The following is a 20,080-nucleotide window of genomic DNA, read 5'->3' on the forward strand; positions in this document are numbered from 1 at the left end:
ACTTATTCCCCTTTCATGGGCAGTACAGCTACACGGTGGCTTGGAACATCCAGCGAGCGCGTTACTGCCTCAATGATCCATTTTTTTAATTGAATATTTTCAGCACCCTTTGCGACGACAAGCACCCCACGAACTTCTGGTTGCACCGTTCCCCGTAAGAGTGGAATTTCCTTATCCCCTTCACGAATGATGACCACTTGCTTATCTATAGAAGAGTCTTCTACAGTACGTTTGCCACCTTCGCGATCCGTTTCGTTCGTCACTTGACGATCCTCTACTACGTTTTTCTCATATTGCTTCATTTCTGAGGACTCCAGTGTAACGACAACTTGCACTTCATCAATGCCCATCGCATCCTCCAGTGCTGTTTTTAATTGGTCTTCAAAATACTTTTCATACTCAGCGATGGATGCATTCGATGCGGAGGCTTTTCCGTTTCCAAACGTCTCTACATCTTTAGAGGCAGTTTCCTCAAATGCTTCTATGGACGAATCCTGCTCTTCAGTCGGGGTAGTGAAACTGCTCACAGCCATGATGCCAACCCCTGCTACAAGTAGTACGGCTAGAAGGGGCCCTTTTGGTTTCTTCCCTTGTGATTTTTTTTCAGTAGCATCTTGCTGGGCTTCCTCTTTTGGTGGGAAGAAAAAATGTTTTAACTTTTGTAATGGACTTGAATCGTTCCCTGTTTCGTTCATATTTCCCTTCATTCCCCCTCTCCTTCAAAGTAGACATTAAACGCAACCCCTTCCATACCCCAGGTCGACTGTAACCAGTCACGTATAGGTTCAATCTGTTTAACCGTCTGGGTATCCTCTTTCTTAGGTTCTCCTGTGTCAATGTCTACAATTTCAATGACCTCCACCGTGTCTTGTGTCTCGGAGTTTTCCTCATACGGCGTTAGTTGGATCGTCATGCTTTCAATGTCTTCTGGATACATCGTATCTAGATCTTTCGCTACTTCTACTTGCATGTCTGCTATTTCTACACCGTATTCATCTCTCAACTCCCCTTGTACGCTTTTCTTTAGTTGGACAGCCATCTGTTCTAACATATATGCACGTTGTGAGGCTTGTATTTCTGTTTTCTTTGTATCAAACAAATTTTCTGTCTGAACTTCTTTACTCCATTCGTCCATTTGAACCTGACCTAGCGCACTTTCAATGTCCTGGGAGACGAGTCGAAAAAGAGGGGAAAGAATAATCGTAATTAACAACAAACCTGTAACCATTTTTGTGTAGCGCTTTAAATTACTGTTTGGGAGCAACATATCCACCAAAACAGCAAACAAAACGAAAATGAGAATATTCGAGATCCATTGAATCAGATATTCCACCTGTGCACCTCCCCTTCGGCAATACCGAAATAGACTTACTCTTCGTAAATGTCTAGCACCAGTCGAACAGGGGACGCGGCGTATGTCACCCATCCGTTAGAATGTTAAAGAAAAACTTCTCTCCAGTTCTGAGATGGGCCGGTTCCCCTGACCAACCACCTTCCGCTTTCCGTTTCAACGCACCATCATCGTCACATTTCCGGCAGCAATAATCACAGTAAGGCTTAAAAAGAACATTAGACTGACAATCGCCAAGGAAGCAAAAATATAAATAACGCTTTTACTAATAATGTCGAGACATTCAATAACAGGTCCTCCACCTAAAGGTTGAAGCAGTGCTGCTGATAGCTTATAAATAAACGCGATCATCAAAATCTTCAAGGCTGGAAATGCCACTATGACAAGTAGGATAACTACTCCCGCTAGTCCAACTGTATTTTTTAGTAGAACAGAAGCGTTGATGACTGTATCGGCAGCATCCGTAAACATCCGTCCGACAACAGGGATAAAGTTCCCTGTTACAAATTTCGCTGTTCGTAACGCTAGACCGTCTGTAACAGCAGCGGTGGCACCTTGTACAGAAATGACTCCTAGAAACACCGTCATAAATATAGCTAGTAAGCCGATGCTCCATGTTTTTAATAATTGCGCTAGTTGCGTAACTTTGTGCTGCTCACTTAGTGTAGACACAATGCCTAACAATGCTGACAAGAACAATAAAGGGAGAATCACTGTATTAATAAAAAAGCCACTTGTATTCATTAAAAAGATGATAACTGGATGAAAGAAAGCTGCCGATACAAAACCTCCAGCGGATGCAATCAACGCTAACAATAGTGGAATCATTGCAATGGTAAAGTGAATCATCGTTGTAATTGCATCGCTCGCATAATCCATAGCGATTTTAAAGCTATTCAAAGCAATAATGATCAGTACCATGTAAACAATGGCATACGCTACCTTACTGACCGTTCCAGATTCAAACGCACTTTGTAGCGTCTGTAGAAAGATGCTGAATATCGTCAATACGATGAGCGTACCGAGTAACTTTCCATTTGCAAGTATTTCGTAAAAAATAAATTGCAAAAATGCCTGAAACCATGCCTCGATGGAAAACGATTTCTCCCCGCTGAGGAAATCAAATAAACTGCCTTTTTGACTCTCCGGTAAAAATCCACCGTATTCATCCAATATGTCATTCCAAAATGAACTTAGCTCGTCCAACTCTAATGTTTCTAACTGATTTTGTACAAAACCCTCTTGGGAGAAAGTGCTCTCTTCAAGTATTTGTTCTTCTTCCCTTTCCTCACTGCTACTTGGTGCTTGTCCATTCGCAACTGATGAAAAGCTTGTGAGGAGAAATAGGATGAGCAGCAATCCACCGAGGAAACGCTTCATCAGCTCTCGCCTCTTTCCCTAATAGAACTTTTGCTCTGATTATGTGCTTGGTAGTAGATTGAGTATCGTTTCAATGAGAACTGTCAAAATAGGAACGGCCATCGCTAAAATTAAAATCTTAGCACCTAATTCAATTTTTGAAGCAATCGCACCTTGCCCCGCATCCTTTGAGATTTGTGACGCAAATTCAGCGATATAAGCAATCCCGATGATTTTCAAAATTGTTTCTACATAAACAGTGCTTATATTAGCCTCAACCGCAATGCTTTCTACCATCTGAACAATGCGTGCAATCTCATCAATGAGAAAAAGGAATATCGTACAACCGACAAATACGACAAACAAGAATGCAAAATTCGGCGTTTGTTCCTTAATAATGATAGCTAGGAACGTGGATACGAGCGCGATCCCGACAATTTGTAAAATATCAATCGCAAACCGCCCCCTCTAGCCCTGAAATAGAAAGACCGATTTGATCTTATTAAATAAATCATCCACAATGGTTGCTAGTTGAAACAGAATATATAAAAACCCAAACAGCGTCACCCATTGTGCGTACTCCTTTTTCCCCATCTGATCCAACACCGTAACGAGAAACGCCACGATAATACCTATACCGGCGATTCGAAAAATGATATCTGCATCCAATCCCATTTGTTCTCCTCCTTCATGGCCCTTCCCACTTTTTCAGCGTGTGCCTGCGCTTTTACTTGTCCACTTACATAAAGAGTACGATTAATAGTAAGCCTGATAGCACACCCAAACTTTTGATCATCTTCTCGTATTTGGACTGGCGATCTCTTGCTTCAGTTTCTTCTCTCTCTAAATGGGTTAAGGCGAGAACGATTTGCTTTTGCTGTGTACCTCTGTCATGCTTCCCTAATGTTTGTCCAAATTGACTGAGCACCTCGAACTCACCCTTGTTGAGTGCCGTCCACTTCCAAACTTCTCGAAGTGAGGTTTCCCAAGCAACTGAAGCCGTTGTATCCGTTTCTATGAGTCGTTTGGAAAAACTCGAAAAAAGAAGAGCAATGGGATTGGGCATTTGTTTCGCAAGTCTTCTCGTTGCTTCATGTAATGGTGTATGTCCATACATAATTTCAGCTTCTAACGAACGAAGCGCTGTTTTCAATTGACGCAATTGGCGCGGTCGCTCACTGAATTGGCGAGAAAATTCAAACCCAATCCATGTTGTAGCAGCGAGAATACAAATAGCTCCTACAATTTTTATCATGATCTCGTCACACTTCTCTCAGAGGCTATTTCATTTCCCATTTCGTCTCGAAGAGTGATAACCCGTTTTCCTGTAGGAGATTTACTAAGTTCAAGAATTCTTGTAAATACGCGTTCCTCCAAAAAAGGTCGTAGCGTAGGACGATGGGCTACCTCTGCTAGTGAAGCACCGTGTGCGGTCGTAAAAATAGTAATCCCTGCATGTAAAGCTTCTCTCATTGCATCTTCATCTTCTTTTCTACCAAGTTCATCAACGACGAGCACATCAGGACTCATGGAGCGAATCATCATCATCATCCCTTCAGCCTTCGGGCAAGCATCTAATACGTCCACGCGTGATCCGAATGTGAGTTGTGGGATCCCCCTTTTGCAGCCCGCTATTTCCGAACGCTCGTCCACGATGCCAAGTTTTTTCGATGGGATGCGTTGACTTTCTTCACCGGTTGATACAATACGAGCCAAGTCACGAAGCAATGTTGTTTTCCCCGTTTGTGGTGCACCCACTACCAACGTGTGGACCCAACGTCCGTTTTGCCAGAGATGAGGAATCCAACGTTGTCCAACGCCTTTTTTCTCTCGAGCAATCCGAATATTAAAAGAGCCAAAATCGCGAATTGCTTTTACCTGACCGTTCTCTAGAATAACCTTCCCCGCAAGCCCAACGCGGTGTCCTCCTTCAATAGTGACGTATCCTCTTCGTAATTCTTCATCCATCATGTATAAGGAGTGCTTGCTTAATTTTCCAAGAATGTAGTCAACATCTTCTTCTTGCAAAGATATGGGAAGGTATTCGCTTTCGTTTGATTGAATAAGTTCTACTGCTCGTCCAACGCGTAATCGAATTTCTTCTAACTGAGGCACGCGGTCTAGTGGTAGTTGTTGTACGGCGGATTGAATGGCTGGCGGTAATAAATTATAGATTGACTCCATACCTCTGCCTCCTTGTCCATCTCGTTCATTACTTCAAATGTATGCGCTCCTTTTTGGTTTATGACCCAACGAGCTTCGGATAATTAGACACAAAAAAACTGGTCAAGAAGAGAAGTCTTCTTGACCAGTTTTTTTGTCTTATGCGCGGGATACGTATGAACCGTCAGTTGTGTTGACGATGATACGCTCTCCTTGGTTAATGAAAAAGGGAACATTTACAACGAGTCCTGTTTCTGTTGTCGCTGGTTTGCTTCCACCAGAGGCAGTGTCTCCTTTAATACCGGGCTCGGTTTCTGTTACTTCAAGCTCCACAGAGTTCGGGAGCTCAACTCCTAGCGTTTCCCCTTGGAACATCATAATTTGTACGTCCATGTTCTCTTTTAAGTACTTTAATTCGTACTCGATTTGTGGAGCCGGTAGCTCAATTTGTTCATACGAATTGTTGTCCATAAATACATGCAGATCGGCGTTTGCATATAAATATTGCATTTTACGGTTTTCAATGTGTGCTTTCGCTACTTTTTCTCCACCACGGAACGTTTTCTCCTGAATCGAACCTGTTCGTAAGTTACGTAGCTTCGAACGAACAAATGCAGCTCCCTTTCCAGGCTTTACGTGTTGAAAATCAAGTACTTGCCAAATTCCGTTATCTACTTCGATTGTTAAGCCAGTCCGAAAATCATTTACCGAAATCATTTCATCATCTCTCCTACAACGTAATCCATTCTTTCGTGCTATGAGTAAGCGTTTCATTTCCATCCTTGGTCACCAATGTGTCGTCCTCAATACGCACGCCACCTTTACCTGGAAGATAAATTCCTGGTTCGACCGTGACGATCATACCTTCTTCGAGAAGCATATCAGACTTCGCTGACAAGGAAGGCGCTTCGTGCACATCGACCCCTAGACCATGTCCAAGTGAATGACCAAAATACTCGCCGTATCCTTTTTCTGCAATCAAGTTTCTCGCTAGGGAATCGGCCTCTTTCCCAGTCATCCCAGGTTGGATGCCTTCCATAGCACGCAATTGCGACTCTAAAACAATATCGTACACTTGACGTAGCTCTTTACTTACTTCCCCTACGCCAATCGTGCGTGTGATATCAGACGCATACCCTTTATAACGCGCACCAAAGTCCATCGTAACAAGTTCACCCGTTTGGATCACTTTATCTGTAGCGACTCCGTGTGGCAAAGCAGAACGCGCGCCTGAAGCGACAATGATATCAAAAGAAGAAGACGTTGCTCCCGCTTTTCGCATGAAAAATTCCAATTCATTTGATACATCAAGCTCGGTTCTTCCAGGTTGTATGTACTCAAGGATGTGTTTAAACGCTGCATCTGCAATGTCACAAGCATCCTTGACAATCTTCAGTTCTTTCTCGTCCTTCATCAAACGCAATTGTTCCAATGCGCCTTTCACTCCGACAAGCTCTCCCTTAGAGAATGCGCGCTCATATGCTTCGTATTCTGAGTAAGTCACATAATCTTGTTCAAAGCCAATTTTTTTAACGCCTAATGCTTCAGCTTGAGTCGCAACTTCTTCCGGAATAGGGCCTTTATGTTGAACAATTTCATACCCTTGAGCTTGGGCAGCTGCTTGTTCTGTATAGCGGAAATCTGTAATAAATAACGCTTGGTCAGCAGTCACGAAAGCAACCCCACTAGTCCCTGTAAACCCTGTCATATAAAAACGATTGGACGGGCTTGTGATGAGAAAAGCGTCTACCCCTTGTACACTTAATTGTTCACGAAGTTTCTCTAGTTTCATCTTTTTTTCTCCTCCCCACATTGTATAGCACGCACGAGCGCAAGAAGTCCAAGGTAGTATCCGTCAAAACCAAAGCCACTAATTTGTCCAATACAAACAGGGGCTGTGATCGATTGATGCCGAAAAGACTCGCGTGCGTGGATGTTGGATATATGTACCTCTACTACCGGAACAGGAGATATGGAAGCAATCGCATCTCGTAGACTATAGGAACTATGGGTAAGCGCCGCGGGATTCATCAACACGCCTGCAAATCCTGCATCGAATGCTTCGTGTAACGAGTCGATAAGCACTCCCTCATGATTGGATTGACGGCATTCAACGGTGATACCTAATTTTCCGCTCCATTCGACAACTAGATTTTCTAAAGCCTCATATGTTTCCGTTCCATAGACATCCACTTCTCGTTTGCCAAGTCTGTTCAGATTGGGTCCATTCAGACAAAGAATTTTTTTCACACGATCACCTACCTTTTCCCCTATAGAACACCGTATGATAAGTGTATCATGTAGACACCTAGTTGGGTAGGTACATCACTCTCAGTGGGAGACAGGTTTTTCTGATTTGACTCTGAGTTCATTGTTTTCATATGAAATGGAATACCCAATAAATAAACCAAATAGACCGAACAAGCAAGCTGATGTAATAAACGTATTTATAGTAAGCTCCAGCAGTGGTGGCATACTTGGAAACATTGGGTGCAAGATGAAAAAGACAATGCCGAATAGACCTAGCCCATAACCAAATCCAATATAAAAAGGTTTGAGTTTACGCAATACGATATAATAACCAAGGGCAGCACCTGCTCCTAAACCACCATATAATAGAAGAGAAACGACGAGTCCGATCCACGTTCCTGTCCATTCTCCCACTGTAAAGGGTTCGAGAACAACGCGCGGCGATACTTCCGTAAACTGGAATAGAGACGCAATATATCCAAGTCCACTCCAGAAGGCGCCTCCAATGAATCCTGTCAGAATAACCGTTGCTAAAAAAGACATCGGCTCTTCTTGTTTGTTTTGCTCTTTTTGATGTCCATCCTGATCTGTCGTCTTCTCCTTTGTCTCTTTCTCGTTATCACTCATTTATGTCCCTCCTTAGTTCATCTAATTGTTAGTATGAACACAAGGAGAATAGGCTATGTCAAAAATACTTTCACGAGTCAGTAGCTTTGCTCTTTTTTGCCAGATTAACGTGAAAATGATCAGTTCGTTGAAGGAATCTACAGAAGCTTGTAGAATGAAGGATATAACCCTATTGCTAAGCAGGTGGGTCAGTTTCATCTTGTTGGAGTAGGGGTTTTCGCTTACTTTATCATTCCAATTGCCCCCATCATGGATGCGTTTCTTCAATTGCAGCTATGAATCCAACGTAATTCAGAAAAAATATTCCGTATTTAGTTTACTTTGGTAGACATTTGTATATCCTTCTAAGAGAGGAGGTAGCATTCGATGAAAAGCAGGACAACAGCATGGCTTTTTTGGTCTTTACTTGTTTTGGCGGCCGTCGGACTTGTGGTCACCTTCCGTCAATCTCCTAGTGCGTTCCTATCCAATTTGTTGATCGGATTAATGATTCTCGGTGTGTTGTTCTTCTTGTTTCGTCGATTGTCACCCGGAGTCAGTGGCGGTGGTTCATCAAAGGAACAACGCGCTTACCGGAAAGCAGTTCGTTCATCCAAGAAACGTAGACAGACGACAAGTCCTCTTGTACGGGGTAGCCACGTCACCTCAACAAAAGCAAAACGGTCCACAACAAAAAAACGAAAACCCCCTTCCCACCTTACAGTGATTGAAGGAAATAAAAACAAAAAGAAAGATCGTGCTTCTCTGTAGGAGAATTACGATCTTTTTCATTTAATAAGCCCACTCTTTGAAAAATCGAGTAGCGGACGAACGCCCTAATGTAATGAGCTCTTGCTTTCGTTCTTCATCTAGCATAAATTCGGTAGTTAACACCCCTTCAGTTGGGATGAAGATGATGTTTTTGGCGTGTTTTCGTGAGATATATCGTGCATCATGAGCATCTCTCATCGTCTCAAACAGTGCCTCAAATAACCCGATCGCGTTTCGAATCTCGTGCTTTTGATGGTCTTGATAACTCGGTGATAATTTCACTCCGATCACAGGTCGTACTTTATTTACGTTCTCTTCATCAAACAGCCACATAGGAAAATTACTTAAGATCCCACCATCAGCCATTAAAGAAGTCCCTTTGGAGGATCGTAACTTAACGGGTTCAAAGAAGTATGGAAGTGCACAACTCATCCGGACTGCATGAGCAACAGAAAATGTTCCTGCGGGAATCCCATATTTCTCTTCTAAATCATCTGGGAAAACGACCATACGACCATTGGTTAAATCGGATACAATGATACGGAGTGCTTGGTGTGGCAAGTCAGAAAACGTCCGAACACCTTTTTTCTCCAGTTTACTCGCTAGCCACTTTTGTAAACGTTCACCCTTATACAACCCGAGTCGTTTATATAAGAAGAACCATTTGGCTAGTGAAAATGGGATCCAGGTTCGCCGCTCGTCAAGGAATGTCTCAAAAGCCACCTCATCCAATATTTCATTCAGTTCCTCACTTGTATATCCTGCAGCTATGAGACTCGCTATTAACGCTCCCGCACTTGTCCCTGCCAATCTCTTAAATTGAAAGCCTCTTGTCTCCAATTCTTCATAAGCACCGATTAGCGCGAATCCTTTAATACCCCCTCCGGAAAACACTCCATCAATTAACAACTCTGCGCCCCCCTTTAAGGTATCGCTATTACCATCGTAGTAGACTCTAAAGAAAAATAGTCCATTTTTGTTTAATGAACGGATATTTCGTTCGCAGCAAATACAAAAAACCTACACATGCCTATTTATGAACAGGCATGTGTAGGTTTTGCGCTTTCACTCGGTCAAGAATGGATTGGACAAACAAACTGTATTTTTTTTCATCTTGCTGTTGTGGGTATAGTTCAATTTTCATCGTAACAGCCAGATTCGTTTCATAGGAAAGGAGTTTCGTCCATTCGTCCACGGCACCACAAAAGTGGGGATAAGATGTGTCACCAGTTCCAAAAACGCCAGTAACAAGGTTGGGTCGTGGGGAACCAGACATATATTGATACAAATCACTCATCGCATGCGGAATGTTCCCGCTCCCCCACGTATAGGTTCCCATAATGATCGCATCAAAATACGGTAGCGACGCGGATTCAAAATTTTCGACGGAAATGAGGTCAGGAGCTATCCCTTCTTTCCGAAATGCCCGCCATAATCCAGTTGCCACAGCTTCTGTATTACCAGTAATAGACGCATATACGATGGCAATTTTCACGTTTTCACCACCTACAGTTCGTTAAACCCGTTGGATGAGTTCACTTTTGTGTATGTTCGTGACTTTTGTTCAAATTGATCCGTTTTCGTTGCATTCATCATCTCATCAGAGAATACTTGAATCCAGGGCATTACATTTTCTTTATCAGCGTACAAATTCGGCAGTCCCATTTGACGAAAGCGTTTGTTCGCCAAGTATTCAATGTATTGATGGAATTCCTCCAAGTCAAGATCATGAATATCTTTTAAAACAACTGCCGCCCATTCCTTTTCTAGCTCTACGGCTTTATGGACTGTATCGTAAATGAACTTTGTGTTTTCTTCATTATTCAGCTCTGGAACTTCTGTTAATAAAATACGAATGAGCTGTGCACCAAAGTAAGCGTGCTGCATTTCATCACGTTGAATATAAGAGATCATCGTGGACGTGGAAAGCATCTTTTGCTTGCGTGCAAGGTGATAAAAGAACGCAAATCCTGCGTAAAAGTACAGGCCTTCTAGGTTGACAGAATTCACCATAAGTTCAAACAACCGTTGTGGTGAAGGTTCATCTCGGAACGCCTGGTAGCAGTCTAACACGAGCTGATTTCGCTTTCTAATGACGGGATCGTCCTTCGCTTCGTTAAAGCGTTCGTTTTGTTCGGACAGAGAGACGAGTGAGCTTAGCACGTACGAGTAAGATTCATTGTGTACCGCTTCCTGTTGAGCGATGATGGCCACGATAGCTCGAAAGCTAGAATCAGATAAATAATGAAGAACATCTAGCATCGTAGGGGTCTGTAAACTATCCAATGAAGAAAGTGCAGTAATAATACGGAAAAAGGCTTCCTTTTCCTCTTCTCGTAACGTATCGAATTTTTTTATATCATCCTGCATATTAATTTCTGAAGCCTTCCAAAAATTTGCGAGTAGTGTTTGGTACAACTCGTACATTTGTGGATAGGCGATATCGTTCCAGTTTAAAATTCCAGAGTTTTCTCCTCCGATAATACCTGTAGAACGGTTTGGATGCTTCGGTTCGAGCAATTTCACTTTCTGAATGGGTGCATGGATATCCACGACGATTCCTCCTCAACTGGGGTGATGAGAACTACTCTCCCACCACCCCTTTCAAAAAAAATTTCCTTTAGCTATGGCACGCTTCGCATTCTTCGATTTCCTCTTGAGAAGTGCTTCGTACGTAATACGTCGTTTTCAATCCTTGCTGCCATGCTTCTAAATGAATGTTCAATAACTCTTTTGCATGGATTGTATGTGGTACATACAGATTAAAGCTTACCGCTTGGTCAATGTGGCGTTGGCGAGCAGCGTTTTGACGAATGCTCCACGTTTGGTCAAGTTCGTGTCGAGCACGTTTGTAATACTCGTATGTTTTATGCGTGAGGTCTGGTGCCGTCACCTTAAACTTAAAGTTTTTCTTCTCCTCAGCAAATACGACCGAGTAAAGCGGGTCAATCCCGTCCGTAGAGCCTCCAATTTTTGCTGTAGACGAATTCGGAGCAACTGCCATCATGTACCCATTTCGCACACCTGTTGCGTTAATACGTTCTTGTAAGTTTGCCCAACGATTCGATGTATAAGCTCTACGCGCAAAATAGGCACCTGTGTCCCATTCGGAGCCGGCAAATTTTTTGTATGCACCTTTTTCCTCCGCAAGTGTTTGTGAAGCTGAAATCGTGTAATAGGCAATGTCTTCGTACAATTCATCAGCATACCGAACAGCATCCTCAGACTCCCAGTACAATTCTTTTTTTGCTAATAGATGATGCCAACCAAACGTCCCTAACCCAACAGCTCGATACGTTTGATTCGTTTCTTCAGCTTGTGGTACCGGAATGGTGTTGAGATCAATGACATTGTCAAGCATCCGTACTTGAACAGAAATCAGTCTTTCGAGTACATCAGCCTCCACCGCACGAGGTAGATTAATAGAAGATAAATTACATACGACAAAATCCCCTGGTTTACGTACGAGATGGTGGTAACCGCGCTCATCCTTATATTCATCCATAATCATCGTCGGTGACTGGTTTTGAGCGATTTCCGTACAAAGGTTAGAGCAGAAAATCGAGGTGCGTCCTACCCCATTCACATGTTTATTGGGATTTGCTTGGTTCATTGTATCGCGATAAAACATGTACGGAGTTCCCGTTTCTAGTTGCGCGATCATAATGCGTGCCATAATGTCCATCGCTCGGTACGTTTTGCGTGGAAGTAACGGATGATGAACAGCTTCCTCATATTTCTGTTCAAAGTATTTTTCATCTTGCTCATCATAAAAATCTTCAAGCCCTAGTGAAATGCCCTCTTCGTCTTTCCAACCCATCCATTTTTTCACTTCATACGGACAGAACACGTGCCATTCCCCAATCGATCTTCCGTCTTCGTCCTTTTCTTGAAGCTTTTTCATGAACAAATCTGGGATGGAAACTCCTGTAAAAATATCATGCGCTTTGCGGCGCTCGTCCCCATTGTTTGTTTTCAAATCTAAAAATCCCATGATGTCTTTATGAAATACATCTAAGTAGACAGCAATCGCTCCTTTTCGTTGCCCAAGCTGATCAACGGAGACGGCTGTTTGGTTCAGCTGCTTTAGCCACGGAATGACCCCTGAGGAATTCCCTTTAAATCCTTTAATATCTGAACCGAGCGCCCGTACTTTGCCGTAATATACGCCTATACCCCCGCCATCTTTAGAAAGGCGGGCGACATCAAAGTTGTTCAAATAAATGCCTTCTAAACTGTCATCGACCGTGTCAATAAAACAACTCGACAGTTGACCGTACGTTTTACCTGAGTTTGCTAACGTAGGGGTCGCTACCGTCATATACAAGTTAGAGAGTGCCCAGTACGCCTCCTTTACAAGCTCAATACGACGCGCTTTATTCTCTTTACGCATGAGATTCATTGCAATGATCATAAACCGTTCTTGTGGGAGCTCGAAACGATTTTTGTCTTTATCCGTTGCTAAATAACGATCTGCGAGGAGAAATAACCCAATATATGTAAAGTAATGATCGCGCTCTGGAACTAAAGACGCTTCTAGTTCATGAATGTCTTCTTTTGTATAGGCTTCTAGAAGATGTTGATGATAAACACCTTTATTTGTGAGTGTTGTGATGAGGTCATAAAAGAATCCATACCCGATTTGTGGGTCTGTTTCTCGGTTTTGTGCTGCTTCTTTATATAAGGTGTGCAAGTAAAAGCGTGCTGCTACATATGTCCAATTAGGCTCGTCTAATTCCACTTTATTTAGCGCGTGAAATTGACCCTGCTCAAACGCCTGATCTTCTGATAACACTTGCAAACGTGCTTCCAATGATGTTGTATCTAGGTTGTACTGTACTCCTATATTTTTCAACAAGTTCACTGCATCTTGTCGTACTTCCGTCTTCATCTCCACCATCGCTCCTCTATTAACAAATCGAAAATTCGATAGTATCACTCTATCAAATCTATGTAGTAAACTCAATAACAAAACACAATATATTGTACAGAAATCAATACAGCAACACTACATGTAGCGTCGCTGTAAGGTGTAAAGCATTTGATAATTTTTTTCACACTATCTTCTATAGTTCCATTCATCAGATTCGTAGCGCTCTTTGGCCAGTTTTTGAACGTATGCCTCTTCTTCTTCCGATAAAGTATAAGGTTCTAGGTGAATGTTAAGACCTTCTTCGAATCCAGCTCGAAAGGCTTCGCTTGCTTCTTCGTATGACACAGGAGCTTCCCTCAGTGCATTGATCGCCACTGCCTTACTACGAAATGCGCGCTGCATACGTTCTTTTACACGTTCACTCGGATACTTGAACAAAGAGAACAGCTTGTCCTCATCTAGATCTAAAAGAATAGAACCGTGCTGTAGGATTACGCCTTTCTGCCGAGTCTGCGCACTACCAGCCACCTTCCGTCCTTCTACAACGAGCTCATACCAACTTGGCGCATCAAAGCAAACCGCAGAACGTGGGTTCCTGAGCGCTGCTTTTTCATCATCTGTACGCGGAACAGCAAAATACGCTTCTAATCCCAATGAACGAAATCCTTGCAAAATGCCCTCTGAAATAACACGGTAAGCTTCTGTCACCGTTTGTGGCATATCTTTATGAGCTTCTGAAACGATCACACTGTAAGTCAACTCGTGCTCGTGTAAAACGCCTCGTCCACCAGTAGGTCTTCTGACAAAGCCGAGACCTAAATCGTGGATAGCATCCATATTGATTTCTTTTTCGACTTTTTGAAAATATCCAATTGATAAAGTCGCTGGATTCCATGTATAAAAACGAATCGTAGGCGGAATTTTCCCTTCGCTATGCCAATCAAGTAACGCTTCATCCAGCGCCATGTTATAAGATGGCGCTCCTCCTGAAGTTTCCAAAAAACGCCATGTTTCTTTCGACATCCTCGTATCCCTTCTTTTCTACTCTTCATATCGACATTAGTCTAGCAAAGTTCTTTCTCGATGAAAACTCGGCAAATCTAAAGAATTTTGTCAAGGGGAAAAGGGAATGAATTCTCTTTGCTCTTTTAATTTTTGCCCGTTATAATAGAAAGAGATCGAATTTAGTGCTAGAAGGGGAGATTAGTCTTTGATCGGATTGATTGTTGTCCTTGCAGCTATTTTGGCATACGGACTTTTTACGTACTTTTATCAGAAGAAGATTTTGAAAAGACTTACGCAAGAACAATTTATCGAAGGATATCGGAAAGCACAATTAATTGACGTGCGTGAACCGAAGGAATTCGAAGGCGGACACATTCTCGGTGCACGCAACATTCCAACGACACAGCTAAAAATGCGTCTACAAGAAGTCCGTCCTGACAGACCGGTGTACATCTACTGTCAAAACTCAATGCGGAGTGGTCGTGCCGCACAAATGTTATACAGAAAAGGCTATCGTGACCTGTACACATTAAACGGCGGATTTAAAAAGTGGACTGGAAAAATTAAATACAAAAAACAGTAGAACTCTCACGTGACCCACTAACAGGCCTTACCGTTAGTGGGCTTTTGGTTTTCTAATACTTCAACTTATGAGTGGATTTCACAAATCAGAGCCCATGCAGCGCAAGGGTTTTGATACATAGTAAAAGGAGTACCTCCCCAAGTCTTGTATAATGGTAAGTAAGCACGAACCAAAAGACTGGAGGAACTCCCCATGGTTAGTATACGCCAAGAGAGCTTGTTTAACATCCAAGAATGATACGAGATGGTACCTACCCAACGTTATCAAGAGATGATTTCAGCGATAGATTTGGATGAAATTTACCACAATGTAACCAAAAAGTCTCGGTTGGGTGCTCCCAAAAAATTATGCTCAATCTTGATTTCCAAACCGTTGATTGGAGCGGAAGGCGGCGACTCCTGCGGGAAAAGCGTGGCCAGGTGAGACCCCGCAGGAGCGAAGCGACGAGGAGGCTCACGGCCCGCCCGCGGAAAGCGTCCGCCTGTAGCGGAAATCAACACCCAAGTCCAACGGCCACAAATTAGGAAATTCTAGCAACAACTATTATGCTGGTCTGTGTTTCTTTAGAAAGTGATTTATGAAATTGATTCTTATGACAAACCAATAAATAAAAATGAAAAAGGACCTCACAAGGGGGCCCTTTTTCATTACGCTTTCTGATAACGCAACACGGGTTTTCTCGCTGCCTGTGTTTCGTCTAGACGAGAAATAACAGTCGTGTGCGGTGCTTCTTGAACAATTTCTGGATTTTCTTCGACTTCTTTTGCAATGTGAATAAGCGTATCACAAAATGCGTCTAAAGTTTCTTTTGACTCGGTTTCAGTCGGTTCGATCATCATACATTCCTCTACGTTTAACGGGAAGTAGATAGTCGGTGGATGGTATCCGAAATCAAGCAAGCGTTTCGCTATATCAAGCGTGCGCACGCCGAGTTTTTTCTGGCGTTTCCCACTGATTACAAATTCGTGTTTACAGTGCGTATCGTATGGAAGATCAAAGTATGGTTGCAAACGACGCATCATGTAGTTCGCATTTAACACAGCGCCTTCTGAAACTGCACGCAAGCCCGCTTCTCCCATCGTACGAATGTAAGCATAAGCACGAACATTAATACCGAAGTTCCCCCAAAACGGCTTCACTCTTCCGATGGATTGTGGGCGGTCTTCATCAATGATGTACTCGTTCTCACGCTTGGTCACGATTGGTTTTGGAAGGAATGGGATCAAATCTTCTTTCACCCCTACTGGTCCAGAACCTGGTCCACCACCACCGTGTGGCCCTGTAAACGTTTTGTGTAAGTTCAAGTGAACGACGTCAAAGCCCATGTCTCCAGGACGTGCTTTTGACATGATCGCGTTTAAGTTGGCTCCGTCGTAGTAGAGCTTGCCGCCCGCGCCGTGGACAATTTCTGCCATCTCTACAATATGCTTTTCAAACAAACCGAGCGTGTTCGGATTTGTGAGCATAAGCGCTGCGGTTTCCTCGTTCACAACGCGACGTAAATCTTCGAGATCAACGAGTCCGTTTTCATCTGATTTTACGGTAATCGTCTCAAAACCCGCAACAGTCGCCGATGCCGGATTTGTTCCATGAGCAGAGTCCGGAACGATCACTTTCGTACGCTTCGTATCGCCATTCTTCTCATGGTACGCACGGATCATCATTAAACCAGTCCACTCACCGTGAGCACCTGCTGCGGGCTGTAGCGTAATTTCATCCATGCCCGTAATAATACGTAGCTCTTCTTGCAATTCATACATAAGTTGCAAAGCGCCTTGAACCGTTTTCGGGTTTTGCAATGGATGAATGTGGGCAAGCCCGTCTAAACGCGCGACTTGTTCATTCACTTTCGGATTATATTTCATTGTACAAGAACCGAGCGGGTAAAAGCCTGAGTCTACACCGTGATTTCGTTTAGAAAGCGCTGTGTAGTGACGAATTAAATCAAGTTCACTCACTTCTGGAAGCCCTGGTGCCTCGGTTCTAACAAAAGTTCCACCTAGTACTTCATCAAGATCTACTTCAGGCACGTCAAGGTCAGGTAAACTATGTGCAATACGTCCTTCTTTACTGTGTTCGAATATGAGAGGGAAATCAGTTGCCATCGATTGCCACCACCTGTTCTACAAACTCATGGATTTCATTCTTAGTCCGTTGCTCTGTCACGGCTACGAGCATACGATGTGACCACTCCGATCGTACATTTCCTAGATCATAACCGCCTATGATTCCCTTTTCAAACAGGGCATCGTTCACTTCAGAAACAGGGCGATTTAGTTCAATGACAAACTCATGGAAAGTCGGTTGCTCAGTAATGACGCGCACCCCTGCCTTTAGCAAAGCACGCTTCGCATAGTACGCCTTTTGCGCATTCTGCTTAGCGAGTTCGACCACGCCATCCTTTCCGAGTGCAGACATGGCAACGCTAGCCGCCAGTGCGTTCAACGCTTGGTTTGAACAAATATTAGAAGTTGCTTTATCACGACGAATGTGCTGTTCACGTGCTTGTAGCGTCAACACAAAACCGCGGCGACCTTGTTCATCAACCGTTTGACCAACAAGACGACCAGGTACTTTTCGCATAAATTTACTCTTCACAGCAAAGTACCCACAATGTGGCCCACCGAAGCTTTGCGGGATACCAAACACTTGTGCATCACCGGCAACGATGTCACAACCAAACGCACCTGGAGGCGTTAAACAGCCAAGCGCAAGTGGATTACTTGAAGCAATGAACAACGCTTTTTCGTTTTCAAGTAGCTTTTGCAAACGATCCATCGGTTCAATACGACCGAAGAAGTTCGGATACTGCACAATTACAGCCGCTGTATCATCGGACATAAGACCTTCCAATGCCTCCAAATCTGTTGTACCGTCTTCTGTTAATGGAATCATTTTTACGTCGATGTATTGACCTTTTGCATATGTGGTGATAACTTCTTTCGCTTGTGGGTGGACAGCGTCTGACACGAGCAGTGTGCGGCGCTTCGTTTGACCCGCTGCCAACATAGCCGCTTCTGCTAACGCTGTCGGCCCGTCATACATAGATGAGTTGGCAACGTCCATTCCTGTCAATTCACAAATCATCGTTTGGAATTCGAAAATCGCTTGCAATTCGCCTTGCGAAATTTCCGGCTGATACGGTGTATACGCGGTGTAAAACTCTGAGCGAGAAATCACGCTATCTACAACAGATGGAATGTAATGATCATAAACGCCTGCACCTAAAAATGACGTATACGTTTTTGAGTCAGCATTTTTGGCAGCGAATTGGCGAAACGTTTTCACCAATTCTCCTTCTTTTAATGCACGCTTTAATGGCAAATGGTCTGGTGTGCGTACTGCTTTTGGAATGTCGGAAAACAACTCTTCTACTGAAGACACGCCAATCGTATCTAACATCTGACGTGTATCTTCTTCTGTTTGTGGCAAATAGCGATGTGTCATCGTTGTAGTTCCCCCTCTTATCCTCTTTTATAAAATGGCGTCGAGACAACCTGTGCTTTTCGTTCCTTCCCGCGGATATTTACATACACTTCAGTTGCAAGCTCTGTATGATCTACATCCAATATAGCAAGTCCGAGCGATTTCTCTAGAGTAGGAGATTTTGTTCCAGAAGTAACTGTTCCAATCACTTTACCTGAAGCGACTACTTCATAACCGTGTCTTGGGATGCCACGATCTATCATTTCAACCCCTACTAGCTTCCTTGTTAAGCCTGCTTCCTTTTGTGCATGGAGCGCTTCTTTTCCAATGAAATAAGCCTCTTTTTGTGTTTTGACCGCAAAACCAATACCCGCTTCCAAAGGAGAAATATCGCGTGTCAACTCTTGGCCGTACAACGCCAAATTCGCTTCAAATCGAAGGGTATCACGCGCACCAAGACCACATGGAAGTAGTCCTTCGTCTTTACCCGCTTCCAAAATTGCCGCGAACAATTTTTCCGCTGCTGTTGCCGGGCAATACAGTTCAAAACCGTCCTCACCCGTGTAACCTGTCCGACTCACGAGCGTAGGTACCCCCGCAATCTGGCAATCTTCTACAAATCCGAAGAAGCGAATGGAAGAGAGGTCAACATGCGTCAAGGTTTGCACAATTTTCTCTGCTTTCGGACCTTGGATAGCTAGTTGTGCCCACTCTTGTGACACGTTTTCAACACGCACATCAAACTCTCCTGTATGTTTTTGCAACCACTGGAAATCTTTGTCCGAATTAGCCGCATTCACAACGAGCAAATACGATGCATCGTCAAGTTTATAAACGAGCAAATCGTCTACTGTGCCACCGTCTTCATAGCACATCGCCGTATATTGTGCACGACCTATTTTTAATTTCTCCACATCATTTGTCAGCATCATATTTAAGTAGCGTTCAGCATCTTTTCCTTTAACAGTCACTTCTCCCATGTGAGAGACATCAAACAAACCGGCTGCTGTTCTTACTGCGTGGTGTTCTTCACCAATCCCCGAATATTGCACAGGAAGTTCCCAGCCACCAAAGTCGATCAGTTTACCTCCTAAACGAACGTGCGCATCAAACAACGGTGTATGTTTCAAGATTAATTCCCCCTTCAATATCTAAACGGTTACAAGCGGAAGCATCCTCTTCGGACGAACAAAAAAAGGACAAAGAACACGACTGTACATCGTCTTCTCTGTCCTGTTCCGGCTTCACTAAACATAGGAGGTGTCCGGCGAAAAAAATGAGCGCATCCACGACTCACTTTTTTCCATTCAGAGGTGCGTCCATGATAAGTACTTTTGCCTGAGAGTTTCACGATTCTCGCTTGCCCCTTCGGCGCCAATAGTTTGGTCTCTCCCTATCATGTCATTCGCTATATTATGCTCGCACAATGCGAGTAGGGCGGACGTTGCGTCATGATCTTAGTCCGCATTCCTTATAAAGTATCCCTAAGGTGGTTATACTACGACTACACTTTGTGAATAGTATGTCACATTTCTCACCATAATCCTACCACTACATAAAAGAAAGAAGCAATCCTTTTTATGTGCTTTTCACAAAAAATAGCGAATCAGTTAATGACGTGATAAAAACACTTAGTAGAAATAGGTTCCGCATACTGTTTCTAGAGCCACGCAAACTATTTAAATGAACGGAT

At 43.4% G+C, this 20,080-nt stretch carries 21 protein-coding genes and 1 riboswitch; of the genes, 2 read left to right on the forward strand and 19 right to left on the reverse strand.

The window, feature by feature from the left end; translation table 11 throughout:
- Positions 1-2: 2 nt before the first annotated feature.
- The 11 genes from spoIIIAG to HHK01_RS09855 all read right to left on the reverse strand — a co-directional run bounded on the left by spoIIIAG (position 3) and on the right by HHK01_RS09855 (position 7,750).
- Positions 3-707, reverse strand: a complete 705-nt coding sequence (spoIIIAG, locus tag HHK01_RS09805; RefSeq protein ID WP_228027535.1) for a stage III sporulation protein AG — start codon at positions 705-707, stop codon at positions 3-5.
- Positions 704-1,333 (reverse strand): stage III sporulation protein AF, encoded by a 630-nt coding sequence (spoIIIAF, locus tag HHK01_RS09810; protein WP_170007620.1) that lies wholly within the window; start codon positions 1,331-1,333, stop codon positions 704-706. Before spoIIIAF ends, spoIIIAG begins: the two co-directional genes overlap by 4 nt.
- Positions 1,334-1,507: 174 nt before the next feature.
- Complete coding sequence (gene spoIIIAE / locus HHK01_RS09815) at positions 1,508-2,731, reverse strand: stage III sporulation protein AE (RefSeq protein ID WP_170007621.1); 1,224 nt, start codon at positions 2,729-2,731, stop codon at positions 1,508-1,510.
- A 39-nt stretch (positions 2,732-2,770) separates the two neighbouring features.
- The gene (gene spoIIIAD / locus HHK01_RS09820; protein WP_170008748.1) at positions 2,771-3,157 is read right to left on the reverse strand and encodes a stage III sporulation protein AD; all 387 of its coding nucleotides are present in this window, start codon (positions 3,155-3,157) and stop codon (positions 2,771-2,773) included.
- Between the two features lie 21 nt (positions 3,158-3,178).
- On the reverse strand, positions 3,179-3,385 hold the full coding sequence (gene spoIIIAC, locus HHK01_RS09825; protein WP_170007622.1) for a stage III sporulation protein AC: 207 nt from the start codon (positions 3,383-3,385) through the stop codon (positions 3,179-3,181).
- Positions 3,386-3,449: 64 nt separating this feature from the next.
- Entirely contained in the window at positions 3,450-3,965 is a 516-nt protein-coding gene (gene spoIIIAB, locus HHK01_RS09830; protein ID WP_170007623.1) for a stage III sporulation protein SpoIIIAB, read from the reverse strand.
- A complete protein-coding gene (spoIIIAA, locus tag HHK01_RS09835; protein WP_170007624.1) occupies positions 3,962-4,894 on the reverse strand; it encodes a stage III sporulation protein AA in 933 nt (310 codons plus the stop codon). The genes spoIIIAB and spoIIIAA overlap by 4 nt, the downstream gene beginning before the upstream one ends.
- 138 nt (positions 4,895-5,032) lie before the next feature.
- Entirely contained in the window at positions 5,033-5,590 is a 558-nt protein-coding gene (efp, locus tag HHK01_RS09840; protein ID WP_170007625.1) for an elongation factor P, read from the reverse strand.
- A gap of 13 nt (positions 5,591-5,603) precedes the next feature.
- Positions 5,604-6,665 (reverse strand): M24 family metallopeptidase, encoded by a 1,062-nt coding sequence (locus HHK01_RS09845; protein WP_170007626.1) that lies wholly within the window; start codon positions 6,663-6,665, stop codon positions 5,604-5,606.
- A complete protein-coding gene (gene aroQ, locus HHK01_RS09850; RefSeq protein ID WP_170007627.1) occupies positions 6,662-7,123 on the reverse strand; it encodes a type II 3-dehydroquinate dehydratase in 462 nt (153 codons plus the stop codon). The genes HHK01_RS09845 and aroQ overlap by 4 nt, the downstream gene beginning before the upstream one ends.
- Positions 7,124-7,204: 81 nt before the next feature.
- Positions 7,205-7,750: a YqhR family membrane protein gene (locus HHK01_RS09855; protein WP_170007628.1), complete on the reverse strand. Its 546-nt coding sequence runs from the start codon at positions 7,748-7,750 to the stop codon at positions 7,205-7,207.
- Between the two features lie 366 nt (positions 7,751-8,116).
- Between HHK01_RS09855 and HHK01_RS09860 the strand changes: the two genes are divergently transcribed.
- A complete protein-coding gene (locus HHK01_RS09860; protein WP_170007629.1) occupies positions 8,117-8,500 on the forward strand; it encodes an SA1362 family protein in 384 nt (127 codons plus the stop codon).
- 21 nt (positions 8,501-8,521) lie between these two features.
- Here the strand turns inward: HHK01_RS09860 and HHK01_RS09865 are convergent, their stop codons facing one another.
- The 5 genes from HHK01_RS09865 to HHK01_RS09885 form a co-directional block, all read right to left on the reverse strand.
- Complete coding sequence (locus HHK01_RS09865) at positions 8,522-9,409, reverse strand: patatin-like phospholipase family protein (protein ID WP_170007630.1); 888 nt, start codon at positions 9,407-9,409, stop codon at positions 8,522-8,524.
- Between the two features lie 121 nt (positions 9,410-9,530).
- The gene (locus HHK01_RS09870) at positions 9,531-9,995 is read right to left on the reverse strand and encodes a flavodoxin domain-containing protein (protein ID WP_170007631.1); all 465 of its coding nucleotides are present in this window, start codon (positions 9,993-9,995) and stop codon (positions 9,531-9,533) included.
- Between the two features lie 11 nt (positions 9,996-10,006).
- A complete protein-coding gene (locus tag HHK01_RS09875; protein WP_170007632.1) occupies positions 10,007-11,053 on the reverse strand; it encodes a ribonucleotide-diphosphate reductase subunit beta in 1,047 nt (348 codons plus the stop codon).
- Between the two features lie 67 nt (positions 11,054-11,120).
- Positions 11,121-13,391 carry a ribonucleoside-diphosphate reductase subunit alpha gene (locus HHK01_RS09880; protein WP_170007633.1) on the reverse strand — a complete coding sequence of 757 codons (2,271 nt, stop codon included), beginning with the start codon at positions 13,389-13,391 and terminating at the stop codon, positions 11,121-11,123.
- A gap of 168 nt (positions 13,392-13,559) precedes the next feature.
- A complete protein-coding gene (locus HHK01_RS09885) occupies positions 13,560-14,396 on the reverse strand; it encodes a lipoate--protein ligase family protein (protein WP_170007634.1) in 837 nt (278 codons plus the stop codon).
- Positions 14,397-14,583: 187 nt separating this feature from the next.
- Here HHK01_RS09885 and HHK01_RS09890 point away from each other — a divergent pair, with 187 nt between their 5' ends.
- Positions 14,584-14,961 carry a rhodanese-like domain-containing protein gene (locus HHK01_RS09890; RefSeq protein ID WP_170007635.1) on the forward strand — a complete coding sequence of 126 codons (378 nt, stop codon included), beginning with the start codon at positions 14,584-14,586 and terminating at the stop codon, positions 14,959-14,961.
- Positions 14,962-15,608: 647 nt separating this feature from the next.
- Here the strand turns inward: HHK01_RS09890 and gcvPB are convergent.
- Genes gcvPB through gcvT form a run of 3 tightly spaced genes read right to left on the reverse strand, consistent with a single transcriptional unit; the run spans position 15,609 to position 19,520 of the window.
- Positions 15,609-17,066 carry an aminomethyl-transferring glycine dehydrogenase subunit GcvPB gene (gcvPB, locus tag HHK01_RS09895; RefSeq protein WP_170007636.1) on the reverse strand — a complete coding sequence of 486 codons (1,458 nt, stop codon included), beginning with the start codon at positions 17,064-17,066 and terminating at the stop codon, positions 15,609-15,611.
- Entirely contained in the window at positions 17,056-18,408 is a 1,353-nt protein-coding gene (gcvPA, locus tag HHK01_RS09900; protein ID WP_170007637.1) for an aminomethyl-transferring glycine dehydrogenase subunit GcvPA, read from the reverse strand. Before gcvPA ends, gcvPB begins: the two co-directional genes overlap by 11 nt.
- 17 nt (positions 18,409-18,425) lie before the next feature.
- Entirely contained in the window at positions 18,426-19,520 is a 1,095-nt protein-coding gene (gene gcvT, locus HHK01_RS09905; RefSeq protein WP_170008749.1) for a glycine cleavage system aminomethyltransferase GcvT, read from the reverse strand.
- Positions 19,521-19,703: 183 nt separating this feature from the next.
- A riboswitch (glycine riboswitch) is annotated at positions 19,704-19,792 on the reverse strand.
- Positions 19,793-20,080 lie beyond the last annotated feature (288 nt).

It is taken from the genome of Bacillus fonticola, assembly GCF_012955605.1.
Taxonomy (GTDB): Bacteria; Bacillota; Bacilli; order Bacillales; family JC228; genus Bacillus_CG; species Bacillus_CG fonticola.

Excerpts from the sequence above, each read along its gene's own strand:
- spoIIIAB (WP_170007623.1), bottom strand. The coding sequence starts at position 3,965 with ATGATAAAAATTGTAGGAGCTATTTGTATTCTCGCTGCTACAACATGG.
- spoIIIAE (WP_170007621.1), bottom strand. The coding sequence starts at position 2,731 with ATGAAGCGTTTCCTCGGTGGATTGCTGCTCATCCTATTTCTCCTCACA.
- HHK01_RS09885 (WP_170007634.1), bottom strand. The coding sequence starts at position 14,396 with ATGTCGAAAGAAACATGGCGTTTTTTGGAAACTTCAGGAGGAGCGCCA.
- HHK01_RS09855 (WP_170007628.1), bottom strand. The coding sequence starts at position 7,750 with ATGAGTGATAACGAGAAAGAGACAAAGGAGAAGACGACAGATCAGGAT.
- HHK01_RS09845 (WP_170007626.1), bottom strand. The coding sequence starts at position 6,665 with ATGAAACTAGAGAAACTTCGTGAACAATTAAGTGTACAAGGGGTAGAC.
- HHK01_RS09860 (WP_170007629.1), top strand. The coding sequence starts at position 8,117 with ATGAAAAGCAGGACAACAGCATGGCTTTTTTGGTCTTTACTTGTTTTG.
- spoIIIAA (WP_170007624.1), bottom strand. The coding sequence starts at position 4,894 with ATGGAGTCAATCTATAATTTATTACCGCCAGCCATTCAATCCGCCGTA.
- spoIIIAG (WP_228027535.1), bottom strand. The coding sequence starts at position 707 with ATGAAGGGAAATATGAACGAAACAGGGAACGATTCAAGTCCATTACAA.
- HHK01_RS09880 (WP_170007633.1), bottom strand. The coding sequence starts at position 13,391 with ATGAAGACGGAAGTACGACAAGATGCAGTGAACTTGTTGAAAAATATA.
- gcvPA (WP_170007637.1), bottom strand. The coding sequence starts at position 18,408 with ATGACACATCGCTATTTGCCACAAACAGAAGAAGATACACGTCAGATG.
- efp (WP_170007625.1), bottom strand. The coding sequence starts at position 5,590 with ATGATTTCGGTAAATGATTTTCGGACTGGCTTAACAATCGAAGTAGAT.
- spoIIIAC (WP_170007622.1), bottom strand. The coding sequence starts at position 3,385 with ATGGGATTGGATGCAGATATCATTTTTCGAATCGCCGGTATAGGTATT.
- gcvPB (WP_170007636.1), bottom strand. The coding sequence starts at position 17,066 with ATGGCAACTGATTTCCCTCTCATATTCGAACACAGTAAAGAAGGACGT.